Annotated in this window: 25 protein-coding genes, 2 tRNA genes and 1 other RNA gene; 10 read left to right on the top strand and 18 right to left on the bottom strand. The window is 69.4% G+C overall.

Annotated features, from left to right (window positions below):
- Positions 1-2 precede the first annotated feature (2 nt).
- The 4 genes from ABD259_RS01410 to ABD259_RS01425 form a co-directional block, all read right to left on the bottom strand.
- Complete coding sequence (locus ABD259_RS01410; protein WP_344107531.1) at positions 3-1,064, bottom strand: aspartate-semialdehyde dehydrogenase; 1,062 nt, start codon at positions 1,062-1,064, stop codon at positions 3-5.
- Positions 1,061-2,332 carry an aspartate kinase gene (locus ABD259_RS01415; protein WP_344107533.1) on the bottom strand — a complete coding sequence of 424 codons (1,272 nt, stop codon included), beginning with the start codon at positions 2,330-2,332 and terminating at the stop codon, positions 1,061-1,063. The genes ABD259_RS01410 and ABD259_RS01415 overlap by 4 nt, the downstream gene beginning before the upstream one ends.
- A 241-nt stretch (positions 2,333-2,573) precedes the next feature.
- The gene (gene recR / locus ABD259_RS01420; RefSeq protein WP_344107623.1) at positions 2,574-3,173 is read right to left on the bottom strand and encodes a recombination mediator RecR; all 600 of its coding nucleotides are present in this window, start codon (positions 3,171-3,173) and stop codon (positions 2,574-2,576) included.
- Positions 3,174-3,271: 98 nt separating this feature from the next.
- A complete protein-coding gene (locus ABD259_RS01425; RefSeq protein ID WP_344107626.1) occupies positions 3,272-3,622 on the bottom strand; it encodes a YbaB/EbfC family nucleoid-associated protein in 351 nt (116 codons plus the stop codon).
- Between the two features lie 574 nt (positions 3,623-4,196).
- Here ABD259_RS01425 and ABD259_RS01430 point away from each other — a divergent pair.
- The 3 genes from ABD259_RS01430 to ABD259_RS01440 all read left to right on the top strand — a co-directional run bounded on the left by ABD259_RS01430 (position 4,197) and on the right by ABD259_RS01440 (position 7,925).
- Positions 4,197-5,804: an alkaline phosphatase D family protein gene (locus tag ABD259_RS01430; protein WP_344107535.1), complete on the top strand. Its 1,608-nt coding sequence runs from the start codon at positions 4,197-4,199 to the stop codon at positions 5,802-5,804.
- Positions 5,801-6,646, top strand: a complete 846-nt coding sequence (locus ABD259_RS01435) for a polysaccharide lyase family protein (RefSeq protein ID WP_344159596.1) — start codon at positions 5,801-5,803, stop codon at positions 6,644-6,646. The genes ABD259_RS01430 and ABD259_RS01435 overlap by 4 nt, the downstream gene beginning before the upstream one ends.
- Before the next feature lie 136 nt (positions 6,647-6,782).
- The gene (locus ABD259_RS01440) at positions 6,783-7,925 is read left to right on the top strand and encodes a methyltransferase domain-containing protein (RefSeq protein ID WP_344159598.1); all 1,143 of its coding nucleotides are present in this window, start codon (positions 6,783-6,785) and stop codon (positions 7,923-7,925) included.
- 123 nt (positions 7,926-8,048) lie between these two features.
- Here ABD259_RS01440 and ABD259_RS01445 read toward each other — a convergent pair whose 3' ends face one another.
- The gene (locus ABD259_RS01445) at positions 8,049-8,273 is read right to left on the bottom strand and encodes a DUF6243 family protein (protein ID WP_344159601.1); all 225 of its coding nucleotides are present in this window, start codon (positions 8,271-8,273) and stop codon (positions 8,049-8,051) included.
- A 121-nt stretch (positions 8,274-8,394) separates the two neighbouring features.
- On the opposite strand from ABD259_RS01445, the gene ABD259_RS01450 reads away from it, so the two are divergent.
- On the top strand, positions 8,395-9,045 hold the full coding sequence (locus ABD259_RS01450) for a TetR/AcrR family transcriptional regulator (RefSeq protein WP_344159604.1): 651 nt from the start codon (positions 8,395-8,397) through the stop codon (positions 9,043-9,045).
- A 19-nt stretch (positions 9,046-9,064) separates the two neighbouring features.
- Here ABD259_RS01450 and ABD259_RS01455 read toward each other — a convergent pair whose 3' ends face one another.
- Both ABD259_RS01455 and ffs read right to left on the bottom strand, forming a co-directional pair.
- Positions 9,065-11,194, bottom strand: a complete 2,130-nt coding sequence (locus ABD259_RS01455) for a DNA polymerase III subunit gamma and tau (protein WP_344159607.1) — start codon at positions 11,192-11,194, stop codon at positions 9,065-9,067.
- A 123-nt stretch (positions 11,195-11,317) separates the two neighbouring features.
- Positions 11,318-11,413: signal recognition particle sRNA small type (gene ffs / locus ABD259_RS01460), an RNA gene on the bottom strand.
- A gap of 140 nt (positions 11,414-11,553) precedes the next feature.
- Here ffs and ABD259_RS01465 point away from each other — a divergent pair.
- A tRNA-Ser gene (locus ABD259_RS01465) sits at positions 11,554-11,641 on the top strand.
- A 77-nt stretch (positions 11,642-11,718) separates the two neighbouring features.
- On the opposite strand, the gene ABD259_RS01470 is transcribed toward ABD259_RS01465, so the two are convergent.
- The 11 genes from ABD259_RS01470 to ABD259_RS01520 all read right to left on the bottom strand — a co-directional run bounded on the left by ABD259_RS01470 (position 11,719) and on the right by ABD259_RS01520 (position 21,989).
- Positions 11,719-12,996 carry a tyrosine-type recombinase/integrase gene (locus tag ABD259_RS01470; protein WP_344159610.1) on the bottom strand — a complete coding sequence of 426 codons (1,278 nt, stop codon included), beginning with the start codon at positions 12,994-12,996 and terminating at the stop codon, positions 11,719-11,721.
- Between the two features lie 63 nt (positions 12,997-13,059).
- Entirely contained in the window at positions 13,060-13,284 is a 225-nt protein-coding gene (locus tag ABD259_RS01475; protein WP_344159613.1) for a helix-turn-helix domain-containing protein, read from the bottom strand.
- A 116-nt stretch (positions 13,285-13,400) separates the two neighbouring features.
- Positions 13,401-15,311, bottom strand: coding sequence for an ATP-binding protein (locus ABD259_RS01480; protein ID WP_344159615.1), 1,911 nt, complete (start codon positions 15,309-15,311; stop codon positions 13,401-13,403).
- Positions 15,308-15,844 carry a DUF2742 domain-containing protein gene (locus ABD259_RS01485; RefSeq protein WP_344159617.1) on the bottom strand — a complete coding sequence of 179 codons (537 nt, stop codon included), beginning with the start codon at positions 15,842-15,844 and terminating at the stop codon, positions 15,308-15,310. The genes ABD259_RS01480 and ABD259_RS01485 overlap by 4 nt, the downstream gene beginning before the upstream one ends.
- A gap of 94 nt (positions 15,845-15,938) precedes the next feature.
- Entirely contained in the window at positions 15,939-16,097 is a 159-nt protein-coding gene (locus ABD259_RS01490) for a hypothetical protein (RefSeq protein WP_344159620.1), read from the bottom strand.
- A 370-nt stretch (positions 16,098-16,467) separates the two neighbouring features.
- Entirely contained in the window at positions 16,468-18,699 is a 2,232-nt protein-coding gene (locus ABD259_RS01495; protein ID WP_344159623.1) for a cell division protein FtsK, read from the bottom strand.
- Between the two features lie 81 nt (positions 18,700-18,780).
- Positions 18,781-19,029, bottom strand: coding sequence for a type II toxin-antitoxin system HicA family toxin (locus ABD259_RS01500; RefSeq protein WP_344159626.1), 249 nt, complete (start codon positions 19,027-19,029; stop codon positions 18,781-18,783).
- 2 nt (positions 19,030-19,031) lie between these two features.
- Positions 19,032-20,192: a hypothetical protein gene (locus tag ABD259_RS01505; protein ID WP_344159629.1), complete on the bottom strand. Its 1,161-nt coding sequence runs from the start codon at positions 20,190-20,192 to the stop codon at positions 19,032-19,034.
- On the bottom strand, positions 20,189-20,506 hold the full coding sequence (locus ABD259_RS01510) for a hypothetical protein (protein WP_344159631.1): 318 nt from the start codon (positions 20,504-20,506) through the stop codon (positions 20,189-20,191). Before ABD259_RS01510 ends, ABD259_RS01505 begins: the two co-directional genes overlap by 4 nt.
- Positions 20,503-20,934: a hypothetical protein gene (locus tag ABD259_RS01515; RefSeq protein WP_344159633.1), complete on the bottom strand. Its 432-nt coding sequence runs from the start codon at positions 20,932-20,934 to the stop codon at positions 20,503-20,505. The genes ABD259_RS01510 and ABD259_RS01515 overlap by 4 nt, the downstream gene beginning before the upstream one ends.
- Before the next feature lie 86 nt (positions 20,935-21,020).
- Positions 21,021-21,989, bottom strand: a complete 969-nt coding sequence (locus tag ABD259_RS01520) for a hypothetical protein (protein WP_344159635.1) — start codon at positions 21,987-21,989, stop codon at positions 21,021-21,023.
- A gap of 174 nt (positions 21,990-22,163) precedes the next feature.
- Here ABD259_RS01520 and ABD259_RS01525 point away from each other — a divergent pair, with 174 nt between their 5' ends.
- From ABD259_RS01525 to ABD259_RS01545, 5 genes are all read left to right on the top strand, one after another.
- Positions 22,164-22,487 (top strand): putative quinol monooxygenase, encoded by a 324-nt coding sequence (locus ABD259_RS01525; RefSeq protein WP_344159638.1) that lies wholly within the window; start codon positions 22,164-22,166, stop codon positions 22,485-22,487.
- A 4-nt stretch (positions 22,488-22,491) separates the two neighbouring features.
- The gene (locus ABD259_RS01530; RefSeq protein WP_344159742.1) at positions 22,492-23,697 is read left to right on the top strand and encodes a helix-turn-helix domain-containing protein; all 1,206 of its coding nucleotides are present in this window, start codon (positions 22,492-22,494) and stop codon (positions 23,695-23,697) included.
- 160 nt (positions 23,698-23,857) lie between these two features.
- Positions 23,858-24,004: transfer RNA gene (locus tag ABD259_RS01535), tRNA-Ser, on the top strand.
- Between the two features lie 319 nt (positions 24,005-24,323).
- Positions 24,324-25,523: a carboxylate-amine ligase gene (locus tag ABD259_RS01540; protein ID WP_344107548.1), complete on the top strand. Its 1,200-nt coding sequence runs from the start codon at positions 24,324-24,326 to the stop codon at positions 25,521-25,523.
- Between the two features lie 303 nt (positions 25,524-25,826).
- Positions 25,827-26,771 (top strand): LysR family transcriptional regulator, encoded by a 945-nt coding sequence (locus tag ABD259_RS01545; RefSeq protein ID WP_344107551.1) that lies wholly within the window; start codon positions 25,827-25,829, stop codon positions 26,769-26,771.
- The last annotated feature ends 133 nt before the right edge of the window (positions 26,772-26,904 follow it).

Below are 26,904 nucleotides of genomic sequence, written 5' to 3' on the forward strand. Positions count from 1 at the left end.
GCCTAGCCCTGGATGAACTCCTGGGCCACGACCTCCGCGATCTGGGCGGTGTTCAGCGCGGCGCCCTTGCGCAGGTTGTCGCCGCACAGGAACAGGTCGAGCGACGCGGGGTCGTCGAGCGAGCGGCGGATGCGGCCGACCCAGGTGGGGTCGGTTCCCACGACATCGGCCGGGGTCGGGAACTCGCCCGCGGCCGGGTCGTCCTGGACCACCACGCCCGGCGCCGAAGCCAGCGCCTCACGGGCCGCCGCGGCGTCCACCTCCTGGGCGAAGGTGGCGTGCACGGCCAGCGCGTGGGTGGTGACGACGGGGACGCGGACGCAGGTGGCCGAGACCCGCAGCTCGGGCAGGCCCAGGATCTTCCGCGACTCGTTGCGGACCTTCAGCTCCTCCGAGGAGTATCCGTCGTCCTTGAGCGACCCGGCCCACGGCACCACGTTCATCGCGAGCGGCGCCGGGAACGGGCCGAGCTCGCCCACGGCGGCGCGCACGTCGCCGGCGCGGGTGCCCAGGGTGCGGTCGGTGGCGGCCTTCTCGATCTGGTCGTGCAGGGTGTCGATGCCCTCCTGGCCGGCGCCCGAGGCCGCCTGGTAGGAGGCCACGACCAGGTCGGTCAGACCGTAGGCGCGGTGCAGCACACCCATGGCGACGATCATCGACAGCGTGGTGCAGTTCGGGTTGCTGATGATGCCGCGCGGGCGGTTGCGCGTCTGATCGGCGTTAACCTCGGGCACGACAAGCGGGACATCGGGGTCCATCCGGAACGCTCCGGAGTTGTCCACGGCCACCGCGCCGCGCTCGGCGGCGATCGGCGCCCACTGCTTGGACACCTCGTCGGGGACGTCGAACATCGCGACGTCGACACCGTCGAAGACCTCCGGCGCCAGCGCTTGCACCTCGACCTCCTCACCGCGGACGGTGAGGCGCTTGCCGGCCGAGCGCGGAGAGGCGATCAGCCGGATCTCGCCCCACACGTTCTCCCGGGTGGAGAGGATGTCGAGCATGACGGTGCCCACGGCACCGGTGGCACCGACGATGGCGAGGGTGGGGAGACGGTTGCTCATCGGCCGGTACCTCCGTAGACGACGGCCTCGACCTGGTCGGCGTCGAGTTCGAACTCGCTGTGTGCGGCCGCGACGGCCGTGTCGATCTGGTCCTGCTCCACGATGACCGAGATGCGGATCTCCGAGGTGGAGATCATCTCGATGTTGGTGCCGGAGCGCGCGATGGCGTCGAAGAACCGCGAGGTGACGCCCGGGTAGGAGCGCATGCCCGCGCCGACCAGCGACACCTTGCCGATCTGGTCGTCGTAGCGCAGCCCCTCGAAGCCGACCTTCTCCTGGACCTTCTTCAGCGCCGTCATCGCGGTCTGCCCGAAGTCCATCGGCACTGTGAACGAGATGTCGGTGCGCGCGGTGGAGGCCGCCGACACGTTCTGCACGATCATGTCGATGTTGATCTCGGCGTCCGCCAGGGCCGTGAAGATCGTCGCGGCCTCGCCGACCTTGTCGGGAACGCCGACGACCGTGATCTTAGCCTCGCTGCGGTCGTGCGAGACGCCGGAGATGATCGGTTGTTCCATGCCTTCGGTTTCCTCAACTTCTGAGACGACCCAGGTACCGGGCTTCTGACTGAACGACGAGCGCACGTGCAGCGGGATGTTGTACCGCCGCGCGTATTCCACGCACCGCAGGTGGAGGATCTTGGTGCCGGAGGCGGCCATTTCCAGCATCTCCTCGTAGGAGACCTGCGGGATGCGGCGGGCGGACGGCACGATGCGCGGGTCGGCGGTGAACACACCGTCGACGTCGCTGTAGATCTCGCACGCGTCGGCGTTCAGCGCCGCCGCGAGAGCAACGGCCGTGGTGTCGGAACCGCCGCGGCCCAGCGTGGTGATGTCCTTGCTGTCCTGCGAGACGCCCTGGAATCCGGCGACGATGCAGATCGACCCCTCGTCCAGAGCCTCCTGGATCCGGCCCGGGGTGACGTCGATGATCTTGGCGTTGCCGTGCAGGGACGTGGTGATGACTCCGGCCTGCGAGCCCGTGAAGGATCGGGCCTCGTAACCCAGGTTCCCGATGGCCATGGCGACCAGGGCCATCGACATGCGCTCACCGGCGGTCAGCAGCATGTCCATCTCGCGCTTGGGCGGGACGGGGGAGACCTTCTCGGCGAGGTCGAGGAGCTCATCGGTGGTGTCGCCCATGGCAGAGACCACGACGACCACGTCATATCCCGCTTTTTTCTGAGCGACGATCCGCTGGGCTACGCGCTTGATGGCGTCTGCGTCAGCGACGGAGGACCCGCCGTACTTCTGCACGATTAGAGCCACGGTCGTTGCTCCTGAGGAGTTGGGATCAAGGTAATCAACCAGCAGTGTAGCTATCAGGTTTCATCGGATGCCCTCTCACCTGCGGCGAAAGGCACCGAGGAGGGGTCGTACCCGGCAAACGGGCCGATACTCCAACTTTTTTCGAACTCATCGTCCGAACTCCTACGATGCGCCGCGGTGCGCGGCGGTTCTCGCTGTTGAGAGGGGATTTTGGGCCACGTGCGGCGGTACCGGGCGGAGCTCAGAACTCCAGGTTTCGGCGCCCCTCGAACGCCCGGCCCAGCGTGACCTCATCGGCGTACTCCAAGTCGCCGCCGACGGGCAGGCCGCTGGCCAGCCGAGTGACTTTCAGCCCCATGGGTTTGACGAGGCGCGCGAGGTAGGTGGCGGTGGCTTCGCCCTCCAGGTTGGGGTCGGTCGCCAGGATCAGCTCGGTGACCTGGCCGTCGGACAGCCGCGTCATCAGCTCCCTGATGCGCAGGTCGTCCGGGCCGACGCCCTCGATCGGGCTGATGGCGCCGCCGAGCACGTGGTAGCGGCCGCGGAACTCGCGCGTCCGCTCGATCGCCACGACGTCCTTGGACTCCTCCACCACGCAGATGACGGCGGAGTCGCGCCGCGGATCGCGGCAGATGCGGCACTCGGTCTCCTCGGAGACGTTGCCGCACACCTCGCAGAACCGCACCCGGTCCTTGACCTCGACCAGCGCGTTGGCGAGGCGCTTGACGTCGGCGGTCTCGGCGGCAAGCAGATGGAAGGCGATGCGCTGCGCGCTTTTCGGACCGACGCCGGGCAGCCGCCCAAGCTCGTCGATCAGATTCTGAACCGCGCCTTCGTACATCGCCAACCACTCACTCGTCGATCTCTCGGCCTCCACCGTAGTCGAGCCGCGCGAAAGATCTCACACCCGCACCGGCCGCCGGAGACGCCAGCGGGTGCCTAGAAGCCGGGGAGGCCGGGCATCCCGCCCCCGGGCAGCCCGCCTCCGCCCAGTCCCTCGGCGAGCGGTCCCATCTTCTCCTGCTGCAGCTCCTCGACCGCGGACTCGGCGTCGCGGATGGCCGCGAGGACGAGGTCGGCGATGGTCTGCGCCGTCTCGCTGGCGTCGTCGGGGTCGATCGCCTTCGGGTCGATGGTGATGTCCTCGACCGAACCGCGGCCGTTCACCTTCACGGTGACCAGCCCGCCGCCCGAAGTGCCCTCGACCTGGGCTTCGTCGAGCTGCTGCTGGGCCTCCATGAGCTGCTGCTGCATCTGCTGGGCCTGCTGCAGCAGCGCCTGCATGTCCATTCCGCCGCCAGGGTTCACTTGCCAACATCTCCTTGCGTCATGTGCCGACTCCTGCGAGCGTATCCGCTCGCGCAGAGGCGGTGGGGCGACCGCGAAAGGGCGTGGTGCCCCCGGTCAGCCGACGCGGGCGCGGGGGGTGCGCCGAGGCGGACGCGATCACGTCGTCGGGCCGGGCCGCGTCGGCCCGCGCATCGCGCCGGACACCTCGGAGAGTGAGATCAGCGCGCCCCACGCGGCCCCCGTCGACCGGCCCCTGCCTTCGGCCGCCGGCCCGCTGGACCATCGCCTCCCTGCACGTGACCCACCAACAACCCCGACCACCCCGCCGCCGCGCGCGGGGCCGCCACCGGGTAGCGACACGCCCGGCCGAGGCGGGACCGAATAAGCCCCCGCGGCTCCGCCCCAGATCATCCGAGCAGGTCGGAGGCGGTGTGGGCGACCCCACACACCCGCGGGGGCCCGTTGAACCGAAATCCATTCCGTTATCACTTGGTATCTATATGGGGTCAAGCCGCACGCCCGAGGATCGATGAGCACTGACCGTTCGAGTGGACGGATTCGACATATGGTCCGTATGGTCCGACCCCATCGCCTCCCTACCCCCGACCGGCGCAGTTTCCTCGCACTGACAGGCATCAGCACCGCGGCGTTCGTCCTCGGAGGCAACGTCGCCGGACATGCCGCCCCCATTGACCGCCCCGTTCCGGACAACCCCTTCTCCCTCGGTGTGGCCTCCGGAGACCCGGCCCCCGACGGCGTGGTCCTGTGGACCCGCCTGGCCCCCGACCCGCTGGCCGAAGACGGCCACGGGGGCATGCCCGCCCGCGACTACACCGTCGAGTACGAGGTGGCCACCGACGAGCGGTTCCGCGACGTCGTCCGGCGCGGCAGCGCCGTGGCCACCCCCGACCTCGCGCACTCCGTGCACCCCGAGGTAGGGGGGCTGGAACCCGGGCGCGAGTACTTCTACCGCTTTCGCACCGGGGGCGAGATCAGCCCGGTGGGCCGAACCAAGACCGCGCCCCCGTTCGGCGCCCGCGTCTCCTCCCTCTCCCTGGCCATCACCTCCTGCCAGGCCTGGTACCACGGCCACTACACGGCCTACCGCGACATCGCCGAGCAGGACCTCGACCTGCTGCTGTTCCTCGGCGACTACATCTACGAGTACGGGATCACCTCAGCGAACCTGCGCCGTCAGGGCGCCCCCGAACTCAGCGAGGCCCACGCCGCGGCCGTCCTCACCCTGGAGCAGTACCGGCTGCGGTACGCGCTCACCAAGACCGACCCCCACCTGCAGGCCGCGCACGCCGCGGCGCCCTGGGCGGTGACCACCGACGACCACGAGGTGGAGAACAACTACGCCGACGGGCACTCCCAGTCCGGAGTGTCCACGGAGGACTTCCTCCGGCGCCGGGCCGTGGCCTACCGCGCCTGGTACGAAAACCAGCCGCTGCGCGCCGCCTCCCTGCCCAAGGGCCCGGACATGCGGCTCTACCGCCGACTGCGCTTCGGCAACCTCGCCGAGTTCAATGTCCTGGACACACGGCAGTACCGCGACGACGTCCCGGCCGACGGAGGCGTCCCCGGCGGGGACCGCAATGACCCGAAACGCAGCATCCTGGGCACCTATCAGGAGGAATGGCTCTACAGGGGGCTGAGACGCAGCGACGCCACCTGGAACGTCCTCGCCCAGCAGGTGGTGATGGCCCTCATCGACCGCGACACCGGACCGGGCTTCGAGTTCAGCATGGACCAGTGGGACGGCTTTCCGGCCAACCGCGAGCGGCTGTTCCGCACCCTGACCGACTACAACGTGTCCAACCCCCTTGTGCTGACCGGCGACATCCACCGCCACTCGGCCGCCGAGCTCAAGGAGGACTTCGGCGACCCGGACTCCGCCAATATCGGCACCGAGCTGATCACCACGTCGGTGTCGTCGGACGGCAACGGCTCGGACCGGGACCATTTCGCCCCCATCTGGCTGGGCAACGACCATGTCAAGCTGTACAACGCCCGGCGCGGCTATGTTCAACTGCAGATGACCCCCAGCGAAGTCACGTCGGACTTCAAGGTGATCGACCAGATCGAGGCCGACGACTCCGGGACCGTGAGCACCGTGGCCAGGTTCGTCACCGAGGAGGGCCGACCCGGCCTCGACCCGATCGGCGGAGGACGCCCGTGAGCAGACCCCCCATGCCCGTCACCCGAATCGCCGCCCAGGGACGCCTCGGCGCGATCGACCTGTCGTGGAAACTCCCCGGGTGGGATCCGCTGGTCGACCACTTCGCGATCCATATGTCGGAGGACCCCGAGGTCGAGCTGACGCCGGAGACGATCATCGGCAAGACCGTCTATGGGCGCTTTACGCACGACACGCTCGGCCCCCGGGCGGAGACGCGCCACTACCGGATCGTCACCGTCGACGCGGCGGGACGGCGCAGCCGCCCCTCGCGGCTGGTGCGCGGAGTGTCGACCGAGTCGATGACCATGCGCGGGCGCGCGGTGGCGCAGGTCGGGGCGTTCGACTCGAAGAGCCTGGAGCTGGCGCTGGCCCCCGACCGCGGGCAGCCGGACTACCTGGACACGTTCCCCGACGGCGTCGACTTCCGGTACGGGCAGAGCGACCCGGCCACGGATTGGTGCTACCTCCATCCGGGCCCCCGCGACCGGTGGGCCGGGAACCGGGCGCACACGTTCCGGCTGCGGTTCGACATGTCCCCGGCGCCGACAGCCGACCCCGGGTTGGCGATCTGGCTGGTCGACACGCACGCCACCCTGGCCGGAACCGCGACGCTCGCGGTCAACGGGGTCGAGGTCACCGACGTGGAGTTCGCGGGCGGGGCCACCCGCGGCTCCCTGGAGGGCGACGCCACCGTTCCCGGCACGGCGCTGGTCCCCTCCTTCGTCGAGCTGCGGCTCCCGGCCGAGCGCTTCGTCGCCGGAGCGAACTCCGTCGACATCACCAAGACCACGGGCTCCTGGCACGCCTACGACGCGGTCGGGGTGTTCGCGCTGGAGCGGTGAGCCCCGCGCCGTCCGTTCGCCGCCGTTCCGCCCGCGAGGGGCCCATCCGATTCAACCCCTCGATCCCCGGGGACAACCCTGACCGGTGGCACCGCGCTCCCCGCCCTGTCGACAACCGAATCGGAAGCGTGTAGAGATGATCACCGCCGACCAGCGCCATGCCGTGCTGATCGACTCGCTCATTCAGTCGGGTGAACTCGTTGACGAGCGGCTGATCGCCGCCTTCCGGGCGACGCCGCGGCATGTGTTCATCCCGGAGGTCGGGGCGCTGACCGCGCACGGCACCGTGCTCGACGCGCGCACCAGCCCCGAGGCGTGGCTCGCGGCCGTCTACTCCGACGACGCGATCATCACCCAGGTCGACGACGGCGACCCCACGCGCCAGCGCAATCTGCCGACCTCTTCCAGTTCCGCGCCGACGATCGTGGCGCGCATGCTGGAGGCCGCCGACCTGCGTGACGGCCACCGGGTTCTGGAGATCGGGACCGGCACTGGCTGGAACGCCGCCCTGCTGGCCGCCCGCCTCGGCGACGCGAACGTGACGTCGGTCGAGGTCGATCCGGCCGTCCTCGCCGGGGCGCGCTCCGCGCTGGCCGCGGCGGGCCGGTCGCCGGCCACCCATCTGGGGGACGGCGCGCAGGGGTACCCCTCGGGCGCACCGTACGACCGGACGATCGCCACGTGCAGCGTGACCCGCGTCCCCCGCGCCTGGATCGATCAGACCCGGGCCGGCGGGCTGATCGTGACTCCGTGGACGGCCATGGAGGGCGCCGGGGTGCTCGCCCCACTGACCGTGGCGGAGGACGGATCGGCCTCCGGACGGTTCCGCGGCGGACTGGGGTTCATGCTGCTGCGCTCGCAACGCATGCCCGACGCGCCGCCGCACGGTCTCGACGCGGAACCGGACGAGACCCGGGTCGTGGACACGGACGTCATCAGCCCACTGACCGAGTTCGCGACCGCGTTCCCGATCACCTTCATGGTGCCGTCGTGGCGCATGGGGATGCGGAAGATGGGCACGGGCATGGGGCTGTGGCTGTCGGCCACCGACGGTCCGTCGTGGGCACGCGTCTACCCCTATGGTGACCAGTGGGCCGTCGAGCAGGGCGGACCGCGGTCGCTGTGGGACGAGGTCGAGAGCGCGACGGCCGAGTGGATCGCGCTCGGCTCACCCGATCACGACCGGTTCGGGCTCACCGTGACGCCCGACGACCGGCACCGGCTGTGGCTGGACGACCCAGACGGCCCCGGCTGGGACTTCGTCCTGCCAGATCGCTGAACGGCGGTCGACCGCGTCCCCGCCGGCCGCGTCGGACCCGCGGGGTACCCGCGATGACCTGTGAGGACCTGCGAGGACAGGGTCGACCGCGTCGCGAGAACAGCGGCCCCGCGGCCGCACGGCTCAGTCACCGGAGCCGCGCTCCTCGCTCTCCGCCTTCTCCGCCTTCGTGTCCCCCGACGCCCGGCTGCGCTGCTGCATACGGCGCAGCAGGTCGCGCTTGTGCTGAAGCGGGTCGGGACGCCCGGCTCCGGCCCGCTTGGTCGTGTCACCGCCGCGCAGTTGCGCGCGGGACACGTTTTTACGCTGACCACCGACACCGAGCAGGCTGTTTCCACCTCGCGGCATATGCCACCTCCCTGATCAACCAATCCGAGACGGTTCGTCTCGTTTAATCCCGAGAATGCACCACGGCGGCCGAGCGTGTCAAGACGATACGTCTCGTTTCATTGGTTGGTAGGCTCGGAACATGCCAGCCGACAACGCCCCCACCAGCAGATCCCGCCGCAGCGAACGCGCGCGGCGCGCCATTCTCGACGCCACCTATGACCTGGTGTTGGAGAAGGGCTACGCGAAGCTCACCATCGAGGCGATCGCCGCGCGGGCGGGCGTGGGCAAGCAGACGATCTACCGCTGGTGGCCGTCCAAGGGCGCGGTGATGATCGACGCCTTCCTGCCGGAGGGCGCCGGGGAAGAGATCGAGGTCGACCTCCCCGACACCGGCGACCTGGCGGCCGACCTCAAGGCGGTGCTGCGCGCGACGGCCGACGAGTTCGCCGACCCGGCCTTCAGCGCGCGGCTGCGCGCGCTGAGCGCCGAGATCCTCCTGGCGCCCGAGCTGGCGCCGGACGTCGCCGAACGCGTCCTGGGCCCGGGACTGCGGGCCTACAAGAGGCGGCTACTCGCCGCCCAGCGGGAGGGCGCGATCGCCCAGGGCGACGACGTGGACCTGGATGTCGCCGTGGAACTGCTTCTCGGGCCTCTGCACTACCGGTGGCTGCACGACCTCGGCGGGATCACCCACGACTACGTCGACACCCTCGTCGACTTCACCCTCGCGGCACTCCGGCCGGGGGCGACGTCGACATCGTCGAAGGACCAGTCGGCCGCGTCGTCCTAGGCGACCCCGCGCTCCGCTGTCAGTTCGCGGTGTGGTCGATCTCGTCGATGAGTTTCCCGCCGAGCTCGGTCTGGATCAGCGAGAATCCGGACGGCCGCGGCGCCCCGCTGGCGGCGGGGCCGTCCACCGACTCGGCCAGACCAGGCTCGGGCTCCCGCCCCTGGACCGGGTCCGGAGCCGCGGAAGCGTCCTCGTAGGGATCCGGGGGCGGCTCCGGAAGGTCGCTGACGGGACGCCGCGGTCGATCCTCGGCCGCGGCCGGGCGCTCCTGCGGTTCAGGGGCGGGAGCAGCGGGAGCAGGCTGCGGTGTGTCCCCCGGCGGGGCGGGGGCGTCCCAGCCCGCCGGTTCGGCCGCCGGAGCGGGAGTGGCGGGGGCCGCAGGAGCCGGGGGTGGAGCCGACGCGGCCGGACGCTGCGGAGCGGGCGGTGCACCGGTACCGGCCACCGCCGTCACCCGCACCTCCGCCCCGAGGATCCGCTGAATGGCCCCGGCGACCACCTGGTCACTGCCGCTGTTGGAGAACCCCTTGGCGTCGTTGGGCCGAGCGAAGCCGAGCTGCACCGACGTGCCATCGACGGCGACGGGCCGCACGTCGCTGCCGCTGAGGATCATCCAGGTGAAGCGGCGCATGCCCTTGACCGCCTCCAGGATCTGCCCCCAGGCCGCCTGGAGCGTCCCCAGATCCAGGCCCCCACCCGAAGCGGGCCGGGCAGCGGCAGGAGCCGGGTCCGCGGGGGCGGCAGACGCCGCGGGCGCCGCGGAGGCCTCGGGCCAGCCGTCGTCCCGCGGAGCGGCCGGACGCGCGGGCGGCGCCTCGGGCTCCGGGGCCGCAGCGGGACGCTCCGGGGACGGAGCGGCAGCGGGAGTCGCGGCCGGAGCCGGTGGCGGCGTCGGCGCTACGGGCGCGGCTGATGCGGTCGGGTTGTTGCCCGGATTGGTCGGGTCAGGCGCCGCGGCGGGAGCTGCCGACGCCGCCCCACCGGATGCCACCCGGCGCTCCAACTGGTCCAGGCGGGCCAGCAGAGCGCCGCCGTCGCTGCTCGGGTCGGCCGCGGGCAGCAGCACCCGGGCGCACAGCAGCTCCAGCAGCAGGCGCGGCGACGTGGCGCCGCGCATCTCGGTCAGCCCCTGATTGAGGATCTCGGCGGCGCGGGTGAGTTCGGCCGGTCCCAGCCGAGCGGCCTGCTCCCGCATCTGGTCGACGGCGTCGGGCGAGACGTTGATCAGGCCCTTGTCCATCGCGTCGGGCACGGCCGCGAGCACGACCAGGTCACGGGTGCGTTCCAGCAGGTCGGCGGTGAAGCGGCGGGGGTCGTGGCCGCCCTCCATGACACGGTCGATCAGGCCGAACACCGCCGCGCCGTCGCGGGCGCCCAGCGCGTCGACCATCTCGGTCAGCAGCCCGGAGTCGGTGTAGCCGAGCAGGGCCACCGCGCCGTCGCGGGTGATGCCGCTCTCATCGGAGCCGGCGAGCAGCTGGTCCAGGATGGACAGCGAGTCACGCGCCGACCCCGCGCCCGCGCGCACCACCAGCGGCAGTGCCGCCGGGTCGAAGGGGACCCCCTCCTCGGTGAGGATCTCCTCCATGAGTTCGCGCAGCGTGCTCGGCGGGATGAGCCGGAACGGGTAGTGGTGCGTACGCGACCGGATGGTGCCGATGACCTTGTCGGGCTCGGTGGTCGCGAACACGAACTTGAGGTGCGGCGGCGGTTCCTCGACAAGCTTGAGCAGCGCGTTGAAACCCTCGCGGGTCACCATGTGCGCCTCGTCGATGATGTAGACCTTGTACCGCGAGTTCACCGGCGCGAAGAACGCGCGTTCGCGCAGTTCACGCGCGTCGTCGACACCACCGTGGGAGGCGGCGTCGATCTCGATGACGTCGATGCTACCGCCGCCGTCGGGAGCGAGCGCGACACAGGGCTCGCACTCCCCGCACGGGTCGGGGGTGGGACCTTGCACACAGTTGAGCGAACGGGCGAGGATCCGGGCGCTGGACGTCTTCCCGCACCCGCGCGGCCCACTGAACAGGTAGGCGTGGTTGATCCGCCCGTTGCGCAGCGCCTGGCGCAACGGCTCGGTGACGTGCTCCTGCCCGCGCACTTCGCCGAACGTCGCAGGCCGATACTTGCGATACAGCGCGATGCTCACGGCGCGTTCACTTCTCCCTCCGCACGTCCACGCCCTCCATTGAACCGCGTAACAGTGACACCCCGCGCCGGATCCGACGGAACTCGGGAGAGGAGGAGACGGGAAACCCCAGACCAGGGAAAGCAAAAGGACCCCCCGCGCACCCGCCAGAGCTTACTTATCCTTGCTGCCTTCCGGCCCTGGGGAGGTTCATAAGGTGACGCCGCACGAGGGGTCTGCTTGGAGTCTATAGGACACAGCGGACCCCTGAGTACCCCTCCGCCCCACACCCGGCCGCCGCTCACCGCGACACCCGTCACAGCCCCGGCCATCGACGAAACCGTTCGAAGCACTCCCGCATGGCCTGTAAAGTGGTCTGCGGAGGATTCGCCTAGCGGCCTAGGGCGCACGCTTGGAAAGCGTGTTGGGGGCAACCCCTCACGAGTTCGAATCTCGTATCCTCCGCCAGCCTCAAGCAGGCATAACGAAGGCCCGAACCAGGTGCGTGGTTCGGGCCTTCGTCGTCTCCAGTCTCAGTTTTAGTCTCAGTTGCCCCTGTCCGGCCCCTCGCCAGCGGGCGCCTCATCCCCCTCTGGAGCGACCTCCGAGGGCTTCCAGATGAACCCATCAACGCGGTTGGCGATGTCCTCGCGAACCGGCGCGATGACGTGCTGATAGCGCTTGAGCATCGACGCCGACGACCATCCCATGACGGCCATGGCCGCGCGGTCGGTGACATCCAGGAGCAGGAGGACCGTCGCCGCCGTGTGGCGCGCGTCGTGCAGACGCGCGTCTCGCACACCGGCCGCCTTCAACAGCGCCTTCCACTCCCGGTAGTCGGTGTTCGGGTTGAGCGGCCGCCCGAACTCGTCGGTGAAGACCCAGCCGCCTTCCTCCCAGTGCCCACCGGCCGCCTTCCGCTCCCGCTCCTGGGTGGCGGCGTGCGCCCTGAGAAGTTCGACCAGCTGTGCCGGAAGTCCAATGGGACGCCGTCCGGCGGCCGACTTCGTGTCCTTGGTGGCCTTGTTCTTCTGCTGCTTCTGCGGGCAGTAGCCGGGGTTCCTCCCGCACGTCCCCCCGCATCCGTGCTTGTACTTCGGCCGCAAGCGGCTACGGCGGATCCGAAGAGACCTGGCCGCGAGGTTGATATCCGACCACTTGAGCCCGAGCACCTCGCCCTGACGCAAGCCGAGAGCGAGAGCGAACGCCCACCGCGCCGAGTTGCGGCGCTTGCCCGCCTCCTCCATGATGCGGCGGATCTCATCGACGTCGTACGGCTCGACCTCCTCATCGGTAAGCCGGGGCGCCTTGGCCAGCAACGCCGGGTTCTGCGTTATCTTCCTTCGGCGCACTGCCTCGTTCAGCGCCACACGGATCGTGCGGTGGGCGTGGTGCGCCGTTCCGGCGCTGCTGCCGTTGCGCTGCATCTTGGCGTAGAAGCGTTCCAGGTGCTCAGGCTGAAGCTTGTCCAACCAATGAGCCCCAAGTCCGGGGATGAGGTGGGTGTAGACGTCCACGCGGTAGCCGGAGTAGGTGTTCTCGCTGACGTTGGGCTCTGCGATGTTTTCGAGCCAGTGAACCAGCCAGTCCGTGACGCGCACCCGCTGTCCGACCTTGGGAACGTTCCCTTCGTCCCGCTTCCTTTCCAGCTCTCGCACAGCCTTGACGAGATCCGTTCGCTTCTTCCGCATCCGGTGGCGCCGATCAGGCTTGCCGTCGTCCTTGACGCCGACGGTCACCCTGCCATGCCAGTAGCCATCGCTGCCCAGGTAGATCGTTGAAGCCTCGTTCGGCTGCCGGGTGCGCTTCCCCTTCTCGGACATTCCTCTCCCCTACTCACTCAAAGCCAGTGAAGGGGCCGCGCCGAAGCGCGGCCCGAAAGTTGCTCAGGCGGACGCTTCGCGCTTGAGGAGGTCGACGTAGTCGTCGAGGTAGTCGGCAGGGATGAAGCGACGGCGGCCGACCGTGACCGACTTCAACCGCCCGGCCTTGAGTTCGGCGAACGTCTTCGTCCGCTTCAGGTTGAGCAGCGCGGCTGCCTCGTCGAGCGTGTAGAGCTTTCGCTCAGGGACCTTGACGGGGGTGGTGACCTCGGGCGTCGTGGCGGTCATGATGGTGGTGCCTCCTTCGTGGGGTGCGACCCCGGCGGCGGCTTGGCGGCTATGCGCCGGGGTCGCTCGGTTGGAACTGGTGTCGTGCGGTTCCTGAAACCGCTGGGTGGGCGTGGTCATGAGGCGCTCCGGGAGGCATCCCGGCCGCCTTGGTGGCTGGCCGTCGCAACCTGGGTGCGGCAGTCGTGGCAGTACGGAGAACCCAGGGCGTTCCAGTGGGGGCGACAGCACTTCAGACACGGCGTCTTCGGGCGCCCCTCGGCGACCTCATTAGAGAGGTGCTGCATTTCAGCACCCGCAGCACCCACAGCGCCCACAAGGGCGTGTTCCTCCTGGTCAAGCAGCGTGCAGTCTGCGGGTGCTGCGAGATTCCCAGCACCCGCAGCAGCGCCCGCAGCACCCGGGGTGGGCGCTGTGCGGGTGCTGTGATTGGTGGTGCGGGTGCTGGCTTCCTTCTCAGCACCCGCATGTTCGCCCTGATCAACACCGGTGGCGGGTGCTGTGGGCGCTGCGGGTGCTGAATTGCGTGCACTCTCTGATGCGGTAAGGCGGTAGATCCGCGAACGGTTGCCCCTGGACTGCCGCTCAGAGTCGTCGACCTCGATGCCGACGGTGCGCAGCGCCGGGGCCAACCGCTTGAGGTAGCCCCCGGCCCGGGTGGCGTCCTTGGGCCACTTCTTCGGCAGCCGCTCCGGGGTGGGTACCGCATCGAGGATCTGCTGGGCAGTCATGGCCACGCCCTCCGGCCCGGCCTGGCAGACCATCGCCATGACGGCCTGGGCGAAGGGTTCGCCGTCGAGCACGTCGGCCACGGCGTCACGGGCGGTCGTGGTGTAGGAGGCCAGGGTGTCCCAGCCGCGCACCTGGTCGACTGCGGCCAACACCCGGGCGAAGTCGGCCATGCGCGGGCGCCGGGTCAGCTCGACATCGGGCAGGGCCTTGAGCACGTCGGCCAACAGGTCGAAGAGGGAGGCGAGGATGGCGGCGTGGGCATCGGCATAGGCGGCGTCCAACTCGCCTTCCTCGCGGCGCTTGTCGTCGGGGATCAGCTTCAACTCGATGGTCAGCAGACGTTCCGCCAGGTCCCCGGCCAGTGCCCCGGCGTCGATGGTGGTCATGGCCAGCACTCGCCGGAATTCGAGCACCACCACGTCGTCGTCGGTGTACAGGGCGCGGTCCACGATGCCGTCGCCGGTCACCGCGCGGCACAGCGCGTCAGAGAGCCAGTCGGGGATGAAGGACACGTTGTCCAGGCACAACCCCCAGGAGTTGAACGCCTGGGTTGCCCAGGACTTGATGTCACGCGGAGCGGTGCGCTTGGGGGCGCCGGACGGGTCGATGATGCCGATGACCATCTGAGCGCCCTTGGACTTGCCGGTTCCCTGCTCGCCACGGAAGGCCAGAACGGGGTGCGGCAGGTCGGGGATGAAGGCGGCGGCCAGCCATGCGGCCAGCAGTTCGAACCCGCGTTCGTCGGTGTTGATCAGGCCACGCAGCTTGGCCAGCCCGTCCCCGTCGCGCACCGGTTCCGGCAGCGGCTTCATCGCGCCAGAACGGCGGAACAGTACCGGGGAGCGCGGGGAGCGCTGCCAGCCGTGCGGGCCGATGAGGACGCACCGGCCGTCCGAGGTGCCCAGGTCGACCACGATGGATCCCTCGTGGCGGGCGACCCGCAGGTGGGGAGTGCGCGGTTCCGCAGCGGCGGCCACGCCTTCCAGGACCGTCATGGCGTCGGCCAGGGCCGACTGGGAAGGGACAGCCCCGCCGTTCTCATCGGCGTAGATCCTCGCCAGCTGAGAGCGAAGCCCGGCCCTGCCACGCAGCGGCAAGGCGATGTTGGGACCATCGGCCTTGACCCCGTAGGGGCGGCCGTCCTCGCTCATGAACAGCTCATAGCGCTTGCGCGCCAGTGCGGCGAGCTTCGATGCCTGCGACGGCCCCTTCCTTCCGCTCTCCCCAGCGTCCGCCCCGTCGTCGGAGGCAGGGGCGGTGTCGAGGGGAGGCAGGCCAGTGTGGAAGTCGCTCATGCCGCGCCCTCCTCCGTGTGGGCGTGGCCGGTCCAGAAATCGACCGGACCGCCCGGGTAGTCGCGGCCGCGACGGGCGCGCTCGTTCGCCTGGCGGGCGTGGTCGTCGCGTGACTCCCGCACTCGGATGTCCTCAAGCAGGCCGTCCACGATCTGTCGGCGTTCGGCGTAGCGCTGGCTCCAGTACTCGTCGTCGGCGCGGCGGCGCTCGTAGTCCTCCCGGGCCAGGGCGAAGGCGAGGTCGTCACCCTCACGCAGCCAGGCCAGGGCGGCGCGGATGGCCGATGCCGCCTTGCGCGGATCGTCATCGGCCAGCTGGCACCACTGCGCAGAGCCGAACAGGGGGAGCGGCCCGGCCTGCCGACCGCGCTCGATCAGTACGCGCGCCCATGCGCGCGCATAGCGGCCTTCCGTGGCGAGCCGCAACGGCTGGCCCGGGATCGCGGGGCGGTTGCGCCAGACGTAGTCGGCGAGGTCGGCCGCCGCGCGGTCGGCGCCGCCGGTGTGGTGGTACTCGTTGTCGTGATGAGGCACGATGGGTGCGTCCTTCTCTCTCATGTGCGAGGGGGAACGGGTGCCCCGGCGCGGCGGCAGCTTTGGCGAGTCAGGCGCCGCGCCGGGGGCGTCGCTAGATGAGCGCGTTCACGAAGACCGACAGCGCCACGGCCGCGTCGCCGAACAATCCGGCAGCGCGTCGAACCAGGTCAGCGCCGGTTTCCGGGTTGGTGATGACCCAGTAGACGACGACGGCAGCGGCGAGGTAGCTCAGGTACTTCTTTGCCTTCATGTGCACCTCCGCGGGTGGTCAGTGGGTGTCGCGGTGCAGTTCGCGGATGTGACGCCACAGGCGCCAGGCCAGGCGGGCGCGGAGTCCGGTGCCGTGACAGGCCCGGCAGGTGTGACGGTGCGCCGGTCGGCACCAGCGGCACGGCCCGAACGGGGATGCGACGCACACGCCGATGTAACCGAGAGTTACAACAAGGGCTGTGAGGGATAGCAGCCCGGCAAGGGGGGTCATGGAGGCCTCCAGTCAAGGTTTCGCAGGGTCGTTCCAGGTGGGCGCTAGCAGGTGAACGCCCTGGTGATCACGAGATTGGGGCGCTAGCGCGGGTGCTAGCGTTAGCAGGTCCGTCCGCTAGCGCCCCACCCGCTCGGAGTCAGCCGCCCGACCGACCCTTGTTGCGCTGAGTGACCATGGCGGCGATGGGTGCGGGGTCGATGCCGCGCCGGTTGACGACCTTGCCGGAGATGCGGCGCCCGATCTGGATGGTGGAGATGCCGTAGGGCTTGAGCGCGGCGGCCAGCTGGTTGGCCTTGGCGTCGGCTTCCAGCTCTGCCCAGGCCCCGTAGGCGTCAGGACGCAGTTCGGCCAGGCGGTCCACGACGGTTTCCGACCACACCTTGCCGTCGCTGACCGGCGCCACCGCACAGATGTCGGCCAGCAGGTCCACCTGCGTTACGGGGGCGCTGTCCTGGCCGGCAGCGATACCGGTCAGGGTCCCGGCGGCGGTGCGCAGAGCGTGGGCGCGCTGTGCGACCTGGTCGGTGGCCACCTGGTCGAGGTAGGCGGTGCGGACCACGGTGGGGGTGGCGTTGACTCCGACCAGGTAGCCGTTACCGGCGTCGACCTCGGGCCGGAACACCGTGGCGCGGATCCCGTTCTTGTACGACGAGGTGCCCAGGATCATGTCGTTTTCGACCTGGCCGCCGACCTTGAGGCAGAACCGGACCGACACGTTGGCCGACACGCCGGTGGGCAGGCTGTCCTTGTCGGGGCGCTGGGTGGCCAGGATCAGCACCACCCCCAGCGCCCGGCCGACCTTGATGATGAACTCCGCGTCCTCTCCGGCCTGGGCGCCGTAGAAGGGGTGGGCGAACAGGTTCTGGCACTCATCGAAGATCGCGACGAGGGGGAACAGTCCCACAGAGCGCTTGTCGGCGATGTCGCGGGTGATGCGCTTGTCCGGGCAGATGTCGCGGGGCAGCTTCTTCAGCGCGGGCGCCCGTCGCATGACCTCTTCACGCAGCAGCCGCATGGATTCGGCGGCATAGCCGATGGAGGTGTCATCGATACCGGAGACGAACCGGTGGGAGACGCGCTCATAGGGGTCCAGGTCGCCGGAGCCCTTCAGCTCGTGGGGCCACAGCTGCACGCTGGGATCCAGCGCGGCCCCGCCGGTGAGCACCCGCACCGCAGCGGTCTTGCCCTGTCCGGGCAGGGAGCCGATCAGCACGTTGTGCTGGAACAGCGGCACGCCCACCGCCCGGCCGCGCGGGTCTTCCCCGAACGGCACCGGGGCGAAGAAGTCATGCCGCCCGGTCTTGGCCAGCGCCCACGTCAACAACCCGCGCTTGGACAGGTCCCGGTCACCGACCCACAGCACGAGACGGCCCTCGTGTACGCCGGGGTCGCCCTCGGGCCACACGCACCCCAGCGGGCGACGGAGCGCTGAGGCCAGCCGGGCGCGGCGCTCCATCACATCGGCGGCGGTGACCCCGATGGGCAGATCGATGTCGGCACGCCATCCGGGACCGTCACGGGTGATGGCAGACGCGAACGTGATGCCGTCCTTGCCCTTGGCCTGGGCCTGGGTGATCGCGGAGATGCCGATCGCGCCGAAGGCACGCACCACCACGTCACTGTCGAGCTTGGCGACCTGCTGGGGTAGCGCGGCCCGGTCAATCAGCGGCCGGTCGGCCGGAGCGCCGATCAAGCCCAGCAGGATCACCAGCCCCGCGAGGGTGCTCCACTGTGCCCAGGTGGGGGCACCTGCCACCAGGATGGCGGCGATGAGCAGGGTGATGGCCACCAGCACGGCGACGATCGCGCGGGCGCGGACTCGCCGGTCCCGCTGCCGGGAGAGCTTGAGGTAGGTCTCAGCGTCGTTGCGCTTGGCCGCTTCGACGCGGGCGCCCTCTCCTTCCCAGTCCAGGACCCATCGGGTGAAGCCGCCGACCGCTCGGACGGTACCTCGGGGCGTGCGTGCGGCCAGCTTGAGCAGGTACTTCGGCGACCGGGTGGCCTGGTAGGCGGCCACGTGGGCGTAGTAGGCCACCACCCACCGCAGGGTGTGGGCGGCCTCCTCCTTGGAGTGCGCCCAGGCGGGCACGATCGGACGCTGGGACTGAGCGCGCTCCGCCAGCTCGGCGAGGAAGTCCGCGCCCTGGGCACGGTAGGCGTCCAGCTGGGCATCGACACGCACCGGAGGGGCTTCCTCCCCCGCATCGTCGGCCGCGTCGTCGTGGGTCACGCGTTCGGACGTCGGGGGCTTGCCACTGTCCGGGGTGTTCTCCTGCCCCTCACGGACTTCCTGCGGCAGGGGGACCATGGTGGGGAAGTCGATGACCTCGGCATCCCCGTGTTCGTTTCGCGGCGTGTTCTCACTCATCCTGGAAGGACCTCCATTGGGTTGGGGGTGCGGCCGGTGTCCCGGGGTGTTGGCGCACAGCAGGGGCACCGGCCGCGTGGGTTAGGTGTCGGTGCGGCGTGAGCCGCGCTTGGCGGGTGAGTCGGAGAGTCCGGCCCGCCGCAACATGGCCACGTCGTTGCGCACGCTGCGGCGGTCGGAGGGCGTGCTAGAGGTGAACAGGCGCGGTCCGCGCGGAGGGATCCACGCCAGGTGGCCGGAGCGGCGCCGCTCGATGCGCCACCCGGCCGCACGTGCGGCGCGAGCCAGGCCACGCAGCTGTTCCGGCAGCCTCTTGGGCAGCTTGGGCACGGCTAGGCACCTCCCCGCGGGGTGAGGACCGGAGCGGCGGCCGGGTTCGCGCGCTCGCCCAAGACCATCGCCCGGACCCTCTTGGCGCGTTCGAACCCGATGGACAGGCACTTCTGAACAGCGGCTACCGAGGGCTCCCGATCCAGTCCCGAATCCTCGATGGCCGTCTCCAGCAGCACGGCCAAGTCCTCATCGGAGAGCGCTCGCGAGGACTTCTCAGAACCGGTCTTGAGCGCCTTGGGCAACCTGGTGCCCTTGTCCGAACGCGGCTTGTGAGCAGCGTTGCGGGCGCCACTGGCGGCCACTTCCGAGCTGGCCTGTCCTGCCTGGTCAGGCATTGAACGCTGAGGCTCTTCGGAAGCGTTTGTTTTAGGCGTCGGTGCCGCGTGGTCCGCAACGGTTCCGCCACGCTCGTCGGAGTCCTCGGCAGCGGCCGGGGCACCCTCTTCCGAAGCGCTCTCGGCAGCCCTGTCAGAAGTGCTCGTGTCGGCAAGCGAGGGAGCGGGTGAGCCGTCCTTGAGCGTCCACGGATCGGCGTTGGCCACACCGTCTTGAACCACGCTGATGAGGTAGGCGGAGCTGGCCGCTCCGAGAGGGCCGAGCGTGTGTCCGGCCAGCGCCGCAAGTGCCGCGCCGTCCAACGCGTCGGGCCAGTGCCCGGCGATGTTCAGCACGATCGAGGTCGCCAAGGCGCCGACCTCGATACGGGTAGCGCGCTCATCGAGGTCACCGCCCGCGCTCTGCAATCGGGCGCGGATCAGGATCACCCCGGCCACGATCCCCAGCAAGGCCGGTTCAACCAGCCACGCCGCATACGCGGCCGCACTGTCGTCGGCCAGACCCAGCAGGTTGACCATCCCGGCCTGAACTCCGGCTGCCGACCAAGCTCCGAAGGCGATGAGCACCGGCAGCATCACGGCCAGGGCCAGAGCGCGCGTGCGCTCCACGCGCATCGCGCGGGCCTCCCCGGACTGGGAGATCTCGTGACGAATACGGGCCGTCTCTCCCGCCAGCTGGGCACCACGCCGAAGCGCCTCACGGCGCTGTTCGGCGCGACGCCGCGCCCGCTTTGCGCGTACCTGGGAGCGGACCCGGGCACGGCCCTCGCGCCGCGACAGCCGCTCGCGTAGCTTCTGCAGCTCTTCGGGTTCCGTGGGGGTCATCGCCGCGCACCTACCTTGTCCACCAGAGCGGCGGCGGTGCGGTCGCTGGCGCGAATACCCCACACCAGGGCGAGACTGAGCAGCTTCAACACACCCAGAACCACGGCCAGGACCAGGGCCAGGTGCGGCTGTTCGAACCGCTCGTTGAGCGCAGCGGCGGCCTGAGCGAACAGCACGGCCGTGGGTACCAGGAGCACACCAGCCAGGCGCAGCCCCAACCCCGCCATTAAGGCGACCACGACCAGGGCAAGCATGCCCATCGGGAGCGAACGCGTCAGCCGCACCAGCGGGACGGCTTCGAACTGGGTCGTCATGAGCGGCCACCCCCGTCGCTGGCGCGCTCGGGGTGGTGCGCGATCTCCGGGCAGGCCTGGGTGGTGTCGTCAGGGATGGACGTGGGGTTCCCGGCCTGGCCCGTCGCAACGGTGGGGGTGGCCTGGGTGTCGGCCATCGGTGCCCACACGTTCACCGTCACCTCGTTAATGGTGAACGTGGTGCGCGGGTAGCGCCCGCCGTGACGCTGCCAGTCGATGTCGGCGCCGAACGCGGCCGCCCACTGCGTGAGCCCAGCCCGGTCATCCTCGGGCAGCATGCCGTCGAGCCGATCGGGCAGCACGGCACTGATGTCCCAGCAAGCTGCGGGCAGGTCGGCACCCAGCAGAGTCACCAGAACGCGGGCGGACCGCTGCTGGGTGACGGGCGTGGGGGGCGCGGGGGTGCGGGAGTTGACTATGACGTTCACGAGCACTTCTCCTCATGTTGAAAGGGGATCGGGTGCCCCGGCGCGGCGGCAGCTTTGGCGAGTCAGGCGCCGCGCCGGGGGCGTCGCTACAGGTGCCACTGGCGGTCGGCCAGCCAGTGGTTTCCCAGGGCCGTGCGGATCAGGGTCCGGTGGAAGATGTCGAGTTCGTCGGGCAGCGGGTTCACGGCCACCTCCAAGCGGTCCAACCCGTCGTAAGCCAGGGACCATGCCTGTTCCTGGCGCTCGTCGCTGCCCCAGATGTGGGTGAACTCGGCCCGTGCCCGACTGGTCATGGTGTTCCAGTGGTGAGAGTGGTTGAGGTCGCGGGCGCGGTAGGCGAGGACGAATGCGGCCAGTTCGCCGCCTACGCGCTCCAGACCCTGGCGGGTCCACGCGGCGATGTCCTCGATCCGGCCCTCAGCGGTGTGGGTGGTGCCCACTTCCTCGTCGCCACCGCCCGGGGCAAGCGCGGGCATGTCGGACGCGGCCAGGGCGACCGCGATCACCTCGTCGGGTAGCTGCCAGACATCCGACACCCCGGAGTGCGACCAGGGCGTGGTGACGGGAGTGCCGGCGTCGTCGGCCGGGCCGGTGAACACTCGCGTGCCGTCGTCCAGGCGGGCGGTGAACCGTCGCAGCACGCGGGCTTCACGCGGAGCTAGCTGGTGGCCGCTGGGCCAGGGGCCAGGGCGGAAATTCAGGTAGCGGAAGGCGAGGTTGCTCGCGATCTGTTCGCGGCGATCGCTTCCCCAGATGTCGCGGTACTCGCGGGTGTGGCGCCACTCGACAGGGCCGCCAGCAGAGCGGGCGCGCGTGAGGTAGCTCATCCAGGTCACCAGCGGTTCCCCGAGCCGGATCAGGCCCTGGCGCGCCCACTGGGAGATCTGGTCGACGGACACCGGGGCTCCGTCATTCAGAACCGGCATGTCGGATGCGGCCAGTGCCACAGTCAGTTCGCCGAAGTGCAGGTGGGAGGTATCGACGGTGCGGTGGTCGTCGTGGGGCGAACGGGGTTCGGGAACGGATACCGGACGGTGTTCAGCAATAACAGTCATGACATGCAGCTCCTCATTGCCAGACCAACGGCGACGTTCACGCGAGTTCGCGGACGTTCGCGGACCTCGACAGTAAGCCGCAATAAATCTGCGAGTCAAGCGAGAGTCGCAAATTTTCTGCGTCCAATAGGATTCGTGAAGGTAGCAACCTGACTGAGGATTGAGGAGTGCGTCATGCCCCAGCCGTTCGGCCTCGCGGTTCGCTTCTTCTTGCGAGACGGCACCGAAACCGCGTTCGATCGCCTGGTCGAAGAGACCGTGGAGCAGATCCGCGCCAGGGAGCCGGGGACCCTTGTGTACGTGACCCACACCGTCACCGGCCGACCCAACGAGCGTGTGTTCTACGAGCTATACCGAGACGAAGCAGCGTTCGAAGAGCACGAGCGCCAGGAGCACGTACTCCGCTTCTTGGAACAGCGGGAACAGTACGTCGAGCGCTTCGAGGTGGACCGACTCGCGGCAATCACGGGGAAGGGATACGAGGTAGATGGGCGATGAGCGCATGCCGCTGGGGCGCCGGATCGCGGCTCTCCGCAAGGAGCGCGGCATGTCCCAGAAGGAGCTGGCTGCCGAGATGGGCCGCTCCGAATCTTGGGTGTCCCAGGTAGAGCGAGGCGTACACCCGCTTGATCGGTTGTCTGTCTTGCAGGCCATGGCCAGGGCACTCGGGGTGTCGATCGGCGAACTTCGCGCCGACTCCGCCGAAGCACCTGCGGAACCTCAGGCGACTCCCACTAACGACCTTGACGGGGTGAGGCTGGCACTGACGGGGCATCCGGCGTTGGGCACTCTCTTCGGGGATGGTCCGACCGGCGGGGAAACGCCGGTGGAGTCGCTTCACCAGCGAGTTGACCACGTTTGGGCTCTGGCTCACCGCGCCGCCTACGGGGAACTCAGCGACGAGCTGTCCAAGCTGCTGCCCGAATTGGAGAGCCGCGTCCGGCAGCCGGACAGCACGGACGAGATCCATACTCTGCTTGCTCGCGCCTACCAGGCCGCTGCGGCCACGCTGGCGCGTCAGGATGAGCCCGACGCCGCATGGGTTGCCGCCGACCGGGCGATCCAGGCAGCGGAACGCGCCGGAGAGCCGCTCGAAGTCGTCGCCGGTGTCTTTCGGCTCGCCCATACCTTCCTGCGAATTCAGACCCCGATGCAGGCGGAAAAGGCTGCTCAGGGGGCGATCGATGTGCTGCAGCGGCAGGCTGAAGGCGGCACTCTGAGTGTCGAAGGATTGTCCCTCTACGGAGCTTTCCACTTGGTACAGGCGGTCATCAGTGCTCGCGAGGGTGACCGAGCCGCGACGCACCGCTGGATCAACCAGGCTCGTGAGATCGCGGGCCAGATCGGTGAAGACCGAAACGACTGGGAGACCGAGTTCGGCCCTACGAACGTGGAGATCCACGCCGTCAGCACGTCGGTTGACCTCGGGGACGCGGGCATGGCGTTAGAACTGGCTGAAGGTCTCGACACCTCTCGGCTCTCACCGGAACGACGTGGCCGGTTCCTCCTGGACACGGCGCGCGCTCACCTTCAGCGCCGCCAGGTGGGGGAGGCTCTCAACGCTCTCCTGGAGAGCGAAAAGCTAGCGCCGGAGCAGATCCGCGCGCATGCCCTCGCCCGTCAGGCGATCCGGGATCTGCTGCAGCTCTCTGGCCATCGTCCGCCGCGAGAACTCGTCGCATTGGCGGAACGGGCAGCGGTCGCGTAACCCGATTGGCAGCCGCGGGCCGTGATGCCTTGGGAGTGGCCGGGTTCGGCTCACTTGTGCGCCGAACCCGCATCCTCAAGGTCCAACGTTGGGGCCGGAATCTGCTGCTCAGAAGCGACCTGAGGCCGCGCCCGACAGTCTCATTTCCAGTCTCATTCGCGGGGGTTCAATGGGGTTCGGCAGCGTCCCGCTTCTACTCGCAAAGCCCGGTCAACACGCCACTGACCACGCCTGAACGGACGTCAACGGGCTTGGAAAGCGTGTTGGGGGCAACCCCTCACGAGTTCGAATCTCGTATCCTCCGCCAGCCTCAAGCAGGCAGAACGAAGGCCCGAACCAGGTGCGTGGTTCGGGCCTTCGTCGTTTTGTGGTCTCGCTTCCAGCCTCAGTCGCCCCGCGACCGGGGAAACACGGCCCCCGATGTCATGCCGGGGAGGCTGTCCACGCTCCTAGAGCGTCACCTCGGATCCTGGCCGCGCCAGCACGGCGGCGGCGGTTGTGGCTGCCGGGCCATCGCCGACGGCCAGCCGCTGGCATCCGCTCACACGCGTTCGCCGCCCTCGGCAGGGCAATCGGGGTCCGTTATGCCCTGCACTTTGATCACATTTCGTGAAATTATTATCACTGTGGATAGCGAAACCGATGCCACCGCAGACGCGAACAACCGCCTTCCCACCGACCGCGACCGGCACCCCACCACACCGGTGACGGCGGACTCGCTGACGGTGGGGGTAGAGGAGGAGTACCTGCTGGTCGATCCGGTGACGCGCGAGGTGAGCCCCTACGGCCCGAGGGTGGTGGCGCAGGCATCCTCGTCCGGGCTCGGCCACCGGGTCAGCACCGAACTGACCCGCTACCAGGTCGAGGCACGGACCGAACCGCATACCGCGCTAGAGGGCCTCAGCGAGCAGATCCGGTCGATGCGCGCCTCCGTCGCGGGCGCTGCCGGACGGCACGGCTTGCGCATCATCTCAAGCGGGGCTCCGATCCTCGGGCAGTCGGTTCCCCCGCCCATCTCGGAGGGGCCTCGGTACGCGCAGAGCTTCGCGACCTTCCGTGCCCTGGACGACGAGCAGACCGCCTGCGCCTGCCATATCCACATCGGCATGCCCGATTTGGACCGGACCCTCCAGGTCAGCAACCACATGCGCCCCTGGATCCCGGTCCTCATCGCCCTGACGGCCAACTCGCCCTACTGGGCGCGCCGGGACACCGGCTATGCGAGTTGGCGCACGATGACCCTGGCACGCTGGCCGGTGGCCGGCCCGCCGCCGTACTTCGAGTCCGCCGCGCACTTCGACGACCTCATCGGCCGCGTCCTCGATGCCGGCGCCATCATGGACCGTGCCGGCCTCTACTGGGACCTCAGGCCCTCCAACCACGTGCCGACCCTGGAGGTCCGCGTCGCCGACGCTCCCGCGACCGCGGACGAGACTCTCCTGCTCTCCGCCATCGTCAGAGCCATGGTCGCGACCGCGCTGGCGATGATCGACGCCAGGGAACCGGCACCGCGTCCGCGGCCGGAGATCCTGCGCGCGGCCTGCTGGCGCGCCGCACGCGACGGACTGGTGGGACAGAGTGTTGACCTGTCGACCGGCCGGCTGATTCCGGCGGCGGCGCGGGTTGATCAGCTGCTGACGTGGATTCGGCCCGCTCTGCGCGACCAGGGCAGCCTCGCACTCGTATCCGACGGATGGTCGCGACTGCGCGTCGGCGGCAACGGAGCCGACCGCCAGCGCGTCGCCTACCGCCGCCGCTCCAGCTTCTCCGACGTCGTCGACCAACTGATCGCCTCCACCACGCCGGCCAACCGCGATCCGGCCTGAGGACCGCGGTACACCCGCCCCGACCTGGAAGCCGAGCTCCGGACCATCGCGCGGACGGCGGGGCCACGCGCTGGCGGCCCCGCACGGCACCACCATGGGCGTGATCACTTTCCGCGGCGGCGGTGTGCTCCAGCGCCGTTCCGTACATCCGCCTCCGGCCAGGACAGACCCGTCGCGGAAGCACCGACCTCATCGCCAAGAGCGGCCCGAAATCCGCGCGACGCTGACCCCCGGCCGCGCCATTGGTCGCCAACCGCCCGGGCATCGGCGGTGACCACCGCGGACGCGCATAGGCTGTGACCGATGGAGATCTTCCACCTGCGCTACTTCATGGCGGTCGCCGAGCATCTCAGCTTCTCCAAAGCCGCACGACAGCTCCACATGGCGACATCGCCGCTGAGCCAGCGGGTACGGGATCTCGAACACGAACTCGGCCAGCGGCTCTTCGAGCGGGACTCCCACCATGTCGAGCTGACACGTGCCGGTGCGGCGCTGCTGCCGGTCGCCAAGGACGTGGTGGGCCGGTTCGACGACATCCCCTGGCGGTTGCGCCAGGAGATGTGCTTGGAGCGCAAGACCGCGTACGTGGGCGTCACCCCCGCCCTGCACCCGGGTCTGCGGGAGCAGCTGACGCGGCTCGAAGAGCGCTGTGCGCAAGAGTTCGACGTCAAGCGCTGGCCCGGGAACAGTGCGAACCTCGTGGCCGCGGTGCAGCGCGGTGACCTGGCCATGGCGCTGGTGCACCTGCCCGTGCACGCCGATCGGATCGAGGTGCTGGAGCTCATGCACGAGCCCCTGGGCGCGCTTCTTCCCTCCGCGGAATTCGGTTCGCGGAGTTCGGTATCGCTCAACGAACTCACCGATCACACCTATGTGTGTTCTGCCCCCGGAACACTGCCGACGTATTTCGAACAGCTCAAGGTCCGACTGAGGGCCGCGGGGATCCGCAAAGAGGTGACCCTCAACATCGGTGACTATGCGAGCGTTCGCGAGATGGTGGCGAATGGATCGGCATTCTCGATCACCCTCCTCCGGGCGGGACGCGACGCCGCGAATGGCGACACCGGCGACCCCGCTGTCAGGTCGGGATACTACGGTGCCGGGCCGTGCGTCGTGGTGCCGTTCCGGGACTTCGCTCCAGCGCTGCCGACCGGCCTGATCTGGCGCCGCGACAGGGCTGATTTAGGCGGCGACCTGCATCAGCTGGTGCGAGAGGCGCAGTCGATGTTCTCCGAGCCCGTCGAATAGCAATCCCGTTCCCCCCTTCGCGCGGATAACAAGAACGGCGTGACCATCGCGGTCACGCCGTTTTTCTTTTATTGGTGTCACCACTGGTTTGTATCTCATCCCCGCGCCGCAATAGTGTTTTTCATGCGCCCCA

The sequence above is a fragment of the Nocardiopsis rhodophaea genome (genome assembly GCF_039530945.1).
In the GTDB taxonomy this organism is placed as follows: domain Bacteria; phylum Actinomycetota; class Actinomycetes; order Streptosporangiales; family Streptosporangiaceae; genus Nocardiopsis_C; species Nocardiopsis_C rhodophaea.

Bases quoted from the DNA above. Each gene is read 5' to 3' on its own strand.
- ABD259_RS01410 (WP_344107531.1), bottom strand. From the start codon at position 1,064: ATGAGCAACCGTCTCCCCACCCTCGCCATCGTCGGTGCCACCGGTGCC.
- recR (WP_344107623.1), bottom strand. From the start codon at position 3,173: ATGTACGAAGGCGCGGTTCAGAATCTGATCGACGAGCTTGGGCGGCTG.
- ABD259_RS01425 (WP_344107626.1), bottom strand. From the start codon at position 3,622: ATGGACATGCAGGCGCTGCTGCAGCAGGCCCAGCAGATGCAGCAGCAG.
- ABD259_RS01430 (WP_344107535.1), top strand. From the start codon at position 4,197: ATGGTCCGACCCCATCGCCTCCCTACCCCCGACCGGCGCAGTTTCCTC.
- ABD259_RS01440 (WP_344159598.1), top strand. From the start codon at position 6,783: ATGATCACCGCCGACCAGCGCCATGCCGTGCTGATCGACTCGCTCATT.
- ABD259_RS01445 (WP_344159601.1), bottom strand. From the start codon at position 8,273: ATGCCGCGAGGTGGAAACAGCCTGCTCGGTGTCGGTGGTCAGCGTAAA.
- ABD259_RS01450 (WP_344159604.1), top strand. From the start codon at position 8,395: ATGCCAGCCGACAACGCCCCCACCAGCAGATCCCGCCGCAGCGAACGC.
- ABD259_RS01470 (WP_344159610.1), bottom strand. From the start codon at position 12,996: ATGTCCGAGAAGGGGAAGCGCACCCGGCAGCCGAACGAGGCTTCAACG.
- ABD259_RS01475 (WP_344159613.1), bottom strand. From the start codon at position 13,284: ATGACCGCCACGACGCCCGAGGTCACCACCCCCGTCAAGGTCCCTGAG.
- ABD259_RS01480 (WP_344159615.1), bottom strand. From the start codon at position 15,311: ATGAGCGACTTCCACACTGGCCTGCCTCCCCTCGACACCGCCCCTGCC.
- ABD259_RS01490 (WP_344159620.1), bottom strand. From the start codon at position 16,097: ATGAAGGCAAAGAAGTACCTGAGCTACCTCGCCGCTGCCGTCGTCGTC.
- ABD259_RS01495 (WP_344159623.1), bottom strand. From the start codon at position 18,699: ATGAGTGAGAACACGCCGCGAAACGAACACGGGGATGCCGAGGTCATC.
- ABD259_RS01505 (WP_344159629.1), bottom strand. From the start codon at position 20,192: ATGACCCCCACGGAACCCGAAGAGCTGCAGAAGCTACGCGAGCGGCTG.
- ABD259_RS01510 (WP_344159631.1), bottom strand. From the start codon at position 20,506: ATGACGACCCAGTTCGAAGCCGTCCCGCTGGTGCGGCTGACGCGTTCG.
- ABD259_RS01520 (WP_344159635.1), bottom strand. From the start codon at position 21,989: ATGACTGTTATTGCTGAACACCGTCCGGTATCCGTTCCCGAACCCCGT.
- ABD259_RS01525 (WP_344159638.1), top strand. From the start codon at position 22,164: ATGCCCCAGCCGTTCGGCCTCGCGGTTCGCTTCTTCTTGCGAGACGGC.
- ABD259_RS01530 (WP_344159742.1), top strand. From the start codon at position 22,492: ATGCCGCTGGGGCGCCGGATCGCGGCTCTCCGCAAGGAGCGCGGCATG.
- ABD259_RS01545 (WP_344107551.1), top strand. From the start codon at position 25,827: ATGGAGATCTTCCACCTGCGCTACTTCATGGCGGTCGCCGAGCATCTC.